This window comes from Hydrogenophaga sp., assembly GCF_018780075.1.
In the GTDB taxonomy this organism is placed as follows: domain Bacteria; phylum Pseudomonadota; class Gammaproteobacteria; order Burkholderiales; family Burkholderiaceae_C; genus Hydrogenophaga.
Map to the genome: position 1 here is coordinate 1 of NZ_JADMKB010000028.1, position 9,070 is coordinate 9,070.

The window sequence follows — 9,070 nt, forward strand, 5'->3', positions numbered from 1 at the left end:
GGTGCACGCGGTGGATGCCGGGCTCGGCCATCAGGCGCGAGTTCTGCAGGTTGCCCTGGCACCAGCGGCGGTCGCGCTGCAGTTCGCTCAGCAGGTCGGGCGGCTGCTGCTCGTAGCTGCCGGTGAGGTCGGAGACCAGCCACACCTGGTAGCCGGCGCGGCGCATCAGCGCGGCTTCGACGAAGTCGTGCGACATGATGCCGCCGGACATGCCGCCTGTGCCCTTGATCGGGGCCAGCGCGCAATGCTTCATGAAGGGTTCGACGCGGATGATCGCGTTGTGGCCCCAGTAGTGCGACTCGCCGAGCTGCCAGAACTGCATGCCCAGCGTGAACAGGCGACCGGTGACGCGCGAGCCGAACTGCTGCGCGCGCGCATGCAGCGTGGCGTGGCCGATGGCCTGCGTGGCGGTCTGCACGATGCCGGCCTTGGGGTGGGCTTCCATCAGCTTGACCATGGAGACGATGCAGCTGCCGCTCATGACGCTGTCGGCGTCGAGCACCACCATGTAGCGGTAGTCCTTGCCCCAGCGGCGGCAGAAGTCGGCCACGTTGCCGGCCTTGCGGTGGGTGCGGCGGCTGCGCAGGCGGTAGTACACCTCGATCGGTGGCTGGCCGGGCTGCTCGGCCAGGGCGGCGCGCAAGGCCTCCCAGGCCTGGCGTTCGGCCGCGGCGATGGCGGGGTCGTAGCTGTCGGACAGCACGAACACGTCGAACTGGCCCGCGTGGCCGGTGCCGATCAGCGACTCGCAGGTCGCCCGCAGGCCGGCGAACACGGTGGCCACGTCTTCGTTGCAGATCGGCATGATGAGGGCGGTGCGCGCCTCGGGGTTCATGGCGTGGTCGCGCACCGAGGCGGCCGTGAGCGTGTGGCGGTCGCCGCGCAGCATCACCCAGAAGCCCATGAGCGCGGTCACGAAGCCCGTGACGACCCAGGCCGAGAGCAGCACGAACAGTCCCAGCTGCGCCATCTGCAGCCAGGTGTTCTCACCGTCGGGCTGGGCGCGGTGGTAGAGGCTCGCCGCCAGCACGGTGCTCAGCAGCGTGAGCACCGAAAACACCGTCCGGCGGCGGTTGCCGGCGACTTCCCAGGCCGTGGGCCGGGGGGCGCGAACGGCCGGGGGGCGCTGGCCGGGCAGGCAGGCGCTGGCCACCGACAGCGCGGCGGTGCCGATGCTCTTCCAGAAACCTCGCCAGGGGCGCGGCACCATGGACCCGCGGTGCACCGGCGGGGCGGTCACGGCGTTGGGGTGGCGCTCCTCGCGCAACCGGCTGCGGCCGCTCGTGGCGGGCGTCACTCGGGCAAGAGTAGGTGTGTCCATGTTTCGCTCAGGGTGTGGTTCTGGTGTTGGAGAAAGGCGCGCAGTTCGACCGGGCGGGCCGGGTCGATGCGTTCCACGCGGATCACGGCGCGCCAGGTCTGGGTGGCGGGGTTGGGGTAGGCCAGGGCTTCGAGCACCCGGCCGTTGCTGTCGGCGCTGACCATGGCCCGAACGTCGGCGCCCGCTGGCAGGGCCGCCAGCGACGGGCCCGCGAAGTCGAGCACGAACTTGGGCTGCTGGGCCTGTTCCTGGGGGCTGAGCTTGGTGTAGCCATAGCCCTTGCGGGTCTGGGCCACCCAGGCCGAAGGCGGGCGTTGCTGGTCATCGCCCTGCCACGCCAGTTCGTAGGCCAGTTCCAGCGCCTCGCCCGGGAGGGGCGTGCGGGTGGGCACCCAGTAGGCGACGATGTTGTCGTGCGTTTCGTCGGGGGTCGGCAGCTGCACCAGCTCCACCCGGCCGGGGCCCCAGTCGCCCAGCGGTTTGACCCAGGCGCTGGGGCGGCGCTCGTAGCGGGCCTCCACGTCTTCGTAGCTGGCGAAGGCGCGGTCGCGCTGCATCAGGCCAAAGCCGCGCAGCTGCTGCATGGCGAACGAGCTGACGACCAGCTGGCGCGGGTTCTGCAGCGGGCGCCACAGCCACTCGCCCTCGCCGGTGACCACCATCAGGCCGTCGGAGTCGTGCACCTCCGGGCGGAAGTCGGTGGCGTGGCGCTGGTTTTCGCCGAAAGTGAACATGCTGGTGAGCGGGGCCAGGCCCAGCGTGGTCACCGGCGCGCTGCCCGTGCGCAGGTACACCCGCGCGTGCACGGTCATGGTGGTCTGGTTGCCCGGACGGATCACGAACCGGTAGGCGCCGGTGCTGCGGGGCGACTCCAGCAGGGCGTAGACCGTGACCTGCGTGGCGCCGGGGGCCGGGCGCTCCAGCCAGAACTCGGTGAAGCGGGGGAACTCTTCGGCGCCCGCGCCCACGGTGTCGATGGCCAGGCCGCGCGCCGACAGGCCGTACTGCTGGTTCTTGCCGAGGGCCCGGAAGTAGCTCGCACCCACGAAGGCCGCGATCTCGTCCATCGTGCCCGGTTTGTTCACGGGGTGGAGCAGGCGAAAGCCGGCGTATCCGACGTCGCCCCAGGCGGTGGGGTCCACGACCTGCCGGTATTCGAAGCGGTCGCTTTTGAACGGGATGCGCTGCGCAACGCCATCCGTGATCTCGTTGACGCGAATGGTGTCGGTCTGGGTCCCGCCCGGGTGGAAAAACTGGGCATGGAACGGCAGCTGCTCGGTGAACCAGGTGGCACGCTCATCGCGGAAACGGATGAGTCGCATCTGGTCGTAGTCCAGCGCCTTCAGTTCGGCCGGCAGCTTGTCGCCGTTTGCGCGGTAAGGGGCCTGCGCGCGGGTCTGGGCCAGCTGGCTCAGGGTGGCCCAGTCAAACCCCTGGGCCATCGCGGGAGCCGCGGCCAGCATGGCCAGCAACGCACACAGCACGGCCCAGCGGCCAGGTGCGCGATGGGCTGAAAGGGGGGAAAAAGGGCGGGGCATGCCTTGATTAGGGCAAACCCTGTGCCAGGTCTGAAAAATCCTTTTAAATCAACAGTTTGAGTGGATTTGTTGATGTCGAAGGGCCGCGCGGTGCCGTGCTCGGGGGATGAATGCCCGGTTTTTGTCGCCAGATGGCGACAGGTCGGGCGGAGTGTTCAAAAAAAGCCTTTTGAATCAAAGGCTTTGGTTTGTCACGTATCGGCGACAGGGTCGGTGCCCTCATCGGCCAGGCCGGTTCCGGTGTCGCTTTTGAACAGGCCCGGTGTCAGCGCGTGTTTTTGCAGCAGGCGGTAGAACTCGGTGCGGTTGCGCTGCGCCAGGCGGGCCGCGTCGGCCACGTTGCCGTCGGTCAACTTGAGCAGGCCCACCAGGTAGTCGCGCTCGAAACGCTGCTTGGCGTCGGCAAAGCTCAGCACCTCCACCGAGGGCGTGCGCAACGCGCGCTGCACCAGAGCCAGCGACACCAACGGCGTGGTGGACAGAGCGCAGACCTGTTCGACCACGTTGTAGAGCTGGCGCACGTTGCCCGGCCAGGCGGACATGGTCAGCGCCTTGAGCGCCTCGGGCGCAAACCCCGAGCTGCGTTTGCCGTACTTGGCGGCCAGTTTGGCCAGGAAATGGTTGGCCAGCAGCGGAATGTCTTCGCGCCGCTCGGCCAGTGTGGGTAGGGTGAGCGTGACCACGTTGAGCCGGTAGTACAGGTCTTCGCGGAACTGGGCCGTGGCCATTGCCTCTTCCAGGTCGCGGTGGGTGGCCGAGATGATGCGCACGTCCACCGGCAGCGACTGGCTCGAACCCAGCGGGCGCACCGCGCGCTCCTGCAGCACGCGCAGCAGCTTGACCTGCAGGGCCGGTGGCATGTCACCGATCTCGTCGAGCAGCAGCGTGCCGCCGTCGGCCGCCTGGAACAGGCCCTTGTGGTTGGCCACCGCGTCGGTGAAGGCGCCCTTCATGTGGCCGAACAGCTCGGATTCGAGCAGGGCCTCGGGGATGGCGCCGCAGTTGACCGCGATGAAGGGCCGTTTGGCGCGCGGGCTGGCGCGGTGGATCGCGTGGGCCAGCACCTCCTTGCCCGTGCCGCTGTCGCCGCGCAGCAGCACGCTCGCGTCCGACTGCGCCACCATGCGCGCCTCGGCCAGCAGGTCGGCCATGCGGTTGGAGCGGCTGACGATCTCGGCGCGCCACTGCTCGTCGGCGGGGTGGCTGGGGCCGGCCGGGGCGCTCATGGCCAGGGCCTGGGCGATTTTCTCCAGCAGCTCCCGCGCTTCGTAGGGTTTGGTGAGGTAGCCGAAGACGCCGCGCGCGGTGGCGTCCACCGCGTCGGGGATGGTGCCGTGGGCGGTGAGCAGGATCACCGGCAGCGAGGGGTGGCGCGAGCGGACCTCGTCGAACAGGGCCAGGCCGTCGCGCCCGGGCAGGCGCACGTCCGACAGCACCAGCTGCGGCCGTTCGATGTCGAGCTGGCTGAGCGCCGCTTCAGCGGAGCCGACCGCCGTGACCTGGTAGCCCGCCGCGCCGAGCCGCATCGACAGCAGGCGCAGCATGTCGGGATCGTCGTCCACCACCAGCAGGCGCCCGCGCGACCCGGCCGGGGCCGACGCCGCCCGATCGATGGGGGTGTTCATGGCGCCGGGGCCCGGCCGGGGCCCCGGGGCGTGAGGCTGCGCTCGATGTCGCGCATGGCGTCGAGCCGGTCGCTCAGCACGTCGAGGCGGCGCTGGTGGTCGCGCAGCTGTTGCGCCTGCCGGTCCACCGTGTCTTCGAGGCGCCGCTGATCGGCCAGGCCGGTGGCCAGCAGCCGCGCCAGCGGTTTGAGCGCCGCGCTCTCGGGGGCGGGGTGCGTCATCACCCGCTGCAGCAGGCCGAGCGCGCGCGCCGAGGCCGCGGGCTGGTGCAGGTGCATCAGCACCAGCGCGGTCTGCAGCTGCAGGGACGGCACCGCGCCCGGCTCACCGAGCAGGGTCAATTCCTGCACCAGCTCGTTGCTGCTCAGCCCTCTCAGGCGGTCGGCATAACCCAGCACGAAGGACAGGCTCGCGCTGGCGGCGGCCTCTGTCGCGGGGGTGCTGTGGCGGTCCGCGCTGGGGGGCGGGGTCGGCGGGGGCGGCTGGAGCGACGGCGGTGGCACCGGCTTCGGCGGTTCCAGGGTGGTGGTGGGCGCCGGCGGCGGCGGGGCGGTCACGGGGGCCGGCGGGGTGGCGCAGGCGCCCAGGCACAGCGCCGTGCCGAGGCACAGCGCCAGGCGTTGGCCCCGGGTGGCCCGGTGGGCGCGGCGGGAGGCGGGGAAAAAGGACTTAGATGGCATGGGGCAATTCGATGCAGAAGTGGGCGCCCTGGCGCTCAGGCAGCAGTTGAACACGGCCGCCATGGGCCTCAATGTATTCGCGCACGATGGACAGCCCGATGCCCGACCCCCTGACGGTGTCCGCCGGCTGGCGTTCACCGCGGTAAAACGGTTCAAAAATGCGCTGGCCGTCGGCTTCGGCCACCCCCGGGCCCTGGTCGATCACGTGCAGGCTGGCCAGGCCCGCGTCGCTCTGCAGCACCAGGCGGATCTGTCCACCAGGCGGCGAAAAACGGATCGCGTTGGACAGCAGGTTGCCGATGGCCGATGCCATTTTCTGTCGGTCCACCGGCACGACCAGGGGGCGGCCCTCGGCACGCACCTCCAGCTGGTGCGACTGCCAGCGCAGCCGCTGGGCCTCGATCTGCTCTTCCACCAGGGCCAGCAGGTCGGTGGGTTCGCGCTGCAGCTGGCGGGCTTCGAACGCCGCCGCGTTGAAACGCAGCAGGGTCTCGATCTGGTGCTGCAGCAGCTGGGTGTTGTGCTGCAGGATGGTCACCACCTCGGCCTGGCTGGGGTTGAGCGGCCCGGCCACGCCATCGCCCAGCACCGCCACGCCCTCGTGCAGCGAGGCCAGCGGGGTCTTGAGTTCGTGCGACACATGGCGCAGAAAGCGGGCCTTGTCGGCGTCGAGCTCGGTCAGGCGCAGGCGCAGCCACTCCAGTTGCTGGCTGACGCGGCGCACGTCGGGCGGCCCCGGGATGTCGATCGGCAGGTCCAGCCGGTTCTCGCCCAGGCGGACGATGGCCTTCTCCAATCGCTGGAACGGCCGGGCCAGCCAGACGCCGAAGCCCAGCGCCATCACCGCCGCCAGCGCGATGGAGCCCAGCACCTGCTGCGTCAGCTGGCGCCGGCTGTCTTCCACCCGGGACTGCAACGCGTCGTTGCGGCTGCCGATGATGGTCTGCACCTGCTGGGCGATGGACGCGCTGTGTCCATCGAGCTCGCGAAAGGCACGCGCCACGGCGCGTTCGCGGTCGAAGGAGGTTTCGGGCGGGCCCTCCAGCAGGGCCTCGACCTCGGCCACAGGCCGCAGCCAGTTGCGCGAGAACTCGGCCGGCAGCTCGTTGCCTTCGAGCCGGCGCAGGATGTCGCGCGAGTGGCCCGCGGCTTCAAAAAAACGCTGGCGCAACTGGCGGTCGCCCAGCACCAGCGACTGGCGGGCCGCCCGCTCCATGGTCAGGCTGCGCTCGCTGAGCGATTGCGCCGCCGTGCTCAGCGCGATCGCCTGGGCCGTGCTTTCGCGGCCCAGCGCCATCATGGTGTCGAGCGTGAACAGTGCCCGCAGCGCAGCGGCCCCCAGCAGCGCGCCGATCAGCAGGAACGCCACCAGCAGCAGCTGGGGGAACGAAAACCGCAGCGTCTTCACGACCGGTGGCCCGTGCGGGGTGCGCGCACCGGTCTCACGCCGTTTCGCGCACCATCACCTCGCCCCGCAAGGCGTGCGGAAAGGTCTCGGTGATGCGCACGTCGATCATCTGTCCCACCAGCCGCGCGCCGTTCGGGCCGGCGGCGAAGTTGACCACGCGGTTGCACTCGGTGCGACCCATCAGCTCCGGCGCCTCGGCGGTGGACTTGCGCGACGGGCCTTCGACCAGGATGCGCTGCACCGTGTCCTGCCGGCTCGCGCTGATGCGGGCCACGTTGGCTTCGATCACGGCCTGCAGGTGCTGCAGGCGCCGGAGCTTCTCGGCGTGAGGCGTGTCGTCGGGCAGGTTGGCCGCCGGAGTGCCGGGGCGCGGGCTGAAGATGAAGCTGAAGCTGATGTCGAAGCCCACATCGTCGATCAGCTTCATCAGCTTGCCGAAGTCGTCCTCGGTCTCACCGGGGAAGCCCACGATGAAGTCGCTGCTCATGGCCAGATCGGGGCGGATCGCGCGCAGCTTGCGCACCGTGCTCTTGTATTCCATGGCGGTGTAGCCGCGCTTCATGGCCATCAGGATGCGGTCCGAGCCGTGCTGCACCGGCAGGTGCAGGTGGTTCACCAGTTTCGGGATCTTGGCGTAGGCCTCGATCAGGCGCGGCGTGAACTCGTTGGGGTGGCTGGTGGTGTAGCGGATGCGCTCGATGCCCGGGATGTCGGCCACGTATTCGAGCAGCAACGCGAAGTCGGCGATCTCGGCCGTGTCGCCCATCTTGCCCCGGTAGGCGTTCACGTTCTGGCCCAGCAGGTTGACCTCGCGCACGCCCTGGTCGGCCAGGCCGGCGATCTCCACCAGCACGTCCTCGAACGGGCGGCTCACCTCGTCGCCGCGCGTGTACGGCACCACGCAGTAGCTGCAGTATTTGGAGCAGCCCTCCATGATCGACACGAAAGCGCTGCAGCCGTCCACACGCGCGGGCGGCAGGTGGTCGAACTTCTCGATCTCGGGGAAGCTGATGTCCACCTGCGGGCGAGACTGTGTCTCGCGCCGCGCCAGCAGCTCGGGCAGGCGGTGCAGGGTCTGGGGGCCGAACACCACGTCCACATACGGCGCGCGCTTGATGATCTCGGCGCCTTCCTGGCTGGCCACGCAGCCGCCCACGCCGATCAGCACGCCCTTTTTCTTCAGGTGCTGCACGCGGCCGAGGTCGGAGAACACCTTTTCCTGCGCCTTCTCGCGCACCGAGCAGGTGTTGAACAGGATCAGGTCGGCCTCGTTGACGTCCTGCGTGGGCTCGTAGCCCTGGGCCGCGTTCATCACATCCACCATCTTGTCCGAGTCGTACTCGTTCATCTGGCAGCCGAAGGTTTTGACAAAGACTTTTTTGGACATATGCGCTACCCCCTGCGCCGCTGTGCGGCTTCCCCCTGGAAGGGGGACCACGCCTGTGGCCCGGCAAAGCCGGTTCCATGGCGTGTGCGAGATGGGGCCTGTGTGGGTTAGAGAGACTACTGGTCGGCGCGCTGGCGCTTCTCGGCCGCTTCGGCCTCGGTCAGGACCCACACGTCGTGCACCATGCCGTGTGCTTCCAGCGTGTAGTTCACCGTCAGCGTCTGGTTCACCAGGCCGCCCGAGAGCAGCAGCAGGTTGTTGGTGCCGCGGATGCGCGCACCGGGCGAGAGCTGCGCGGCCTTGCCGTCCATCGACACCAGGGGCGGTTGCGTCACGACCAGCGTGCCACGCAGGGCCTTGGCCGGGAAGATGCGGGGCTGGTTCTGCGCCAGGGCCTGGGTGGCCAGGCCGGCGCCGAGCAGGCCGAGGGCCAGCACGACAGTGTGTCGGCGGGCGGGAAAGGTGGGGGGCGTGCAGCGGTTCATGGTGTTTGTCCAGAGGCTGTGAAAAAGGGGTGGCAGAGAACGCCGGATTGTCTCACGCGACGCCGGCGGCACGGTGCCTCACTTCCAGCGGATCGGCTCGATGTGCACGCTGCCCAGGGTGCTGCTGAGCGTCAGTGCACCCTCCTGCACCGTGGCCTGCAGCTGCATGCTGCGCTCGGCCATGGCCGCCAGCGCGGGCGCCACCTCGGTGGGCAGGCGCCAGACCTGCAGCTTCTCCAGCCGGGTCAGCTTGGTCTCGATGCCGCGCCACCACACGTCGGCCGCCGAGCCGAAGGCGTAGAGGATCACCGCGTCGGCCTTGCTGCAGGCCTTGGACACGGGCTTGTCCTCGGGCTGGCCGACCTCGATCCAGATGCGCTTGCGGCCGGTGAAGTCGGTCAGCGAGACGTCCGGGTCGTCCGGGTCCGACAGCCCGGCGCCGAAGGCGAGCGTGCCGTCGCCCTTGCAGGTGTCCTGCAGCTCGTGGGCGTGGATCGCCATCGCCACCAGCCGGACCATCATGCGCTCGTCGGTCTCGCTGGGGTGGCGGGCCAGGGTGAGCGCGTGGTCGGCGTAGTAGCCGTGGTCGATGTCGGCGATCTGGAGGTTCGCCTTGAAGATGGTGG

General features: G+C 69.6%; 8 protein-coding genes. All 8 read right to left on the reverse strand.

All coding sequences use genetic code 11. The annotated features are described in order from the left end of the window. Positions 1–1,321, reverse strand: a 1,321-nt coding sequence (gene mdoH, locus IV088_RS06720; RefSeq protein ID WP_291099502.1) for a glucans biosynthesis glucosyltransferase MdoH, incomplete at its 3' end; no start/stop codon positions are given. Further along, on the reverse strand, positions 1,294–2,784 hold the full coding sequence (locus IV088_RS06725) for a glucan biosynthesis protein (RefSeq protein ID WP_291099521.1): 1,491 nt from the start codon (positions 2,782–2,784) through the stop codon (positions 1,294–1,296). The genes IV088_RS06725 and mdoH, both read right to left, overlap by 28 nt. Before the next feature lie 266 nt (positions 2,785–3,050). Further along, complete coding sequence (locus IV088_RS06730) at positions 3,051–4,484, reverse strand: sigma 54-interacting transcriptional regulator (protein ID WP_291099505.1); 1,434 nt, start codon at positions 4,482–4,484, stop codon at positions 3,051–3,053. After that, complete coding sequence (locus tag IV088_RS06735) at positions 4,481–5,164, reverse strand: hypothetical protein (protein ID WP_291099508.1); 684 nt, start codon at positions 5,162–5,164, stop codon at positions 4,481–4,483. The genes IV088_RS06730 and IV088_RS06735 overlap by 4 nt, the downstream gene beginning before the upstream one ends. Further along, positions 5,154–6,572, reverse strand: a complete 1,419-nt coding sequence (locus IV088_RS06740) for an ATP-binding protein (protein ID WP_291099511.1) — start codon at positions 6,570–6,572, stop codon at positions 5,154–5,156. The genes IV088_RS06735 and IV088_RS06740 overlap by 11 nt, the downstream gene beginning before the upstream one ends. A gap of 34 nt (positions 6,573–6,606) precedes the next feature. After that, complete coding sequence (gene miaB / locus IV088_RS06745) at positions 6,607–7,959, reverse strand: tRNA (N6-isopentenyl adenosine(37)-C2)-methylthiotransferase MiaB (protein WP_291099512.1); 1,353 nt, start codon at positions 7,957–7,959, stop codon at positions 6,607–6,609. A 116-nt stretch (positions 7,960–8,075) separates the two neighbouring features. Then, positions 8,076–8,444: a hypothetical protein gene (locus IV088_RS06750; RefSeq protein ID WP_291099515.1), complete on the reverse strand. Its 369-nt coding sequence runs from the start codon at positions 8,442–8,444 to the stop codon at positions 8,076–8,078. Between the two features lie 78 nt (positions 8,445–8,522). Next, a partial coding sequence (locus tag IV088_RS06755) for a YaeQ family protein (protein ID WP_291099518.1) occupies positions 8,523–9,070 on the reverse strand: 548 nt, incomplete at its 5' end.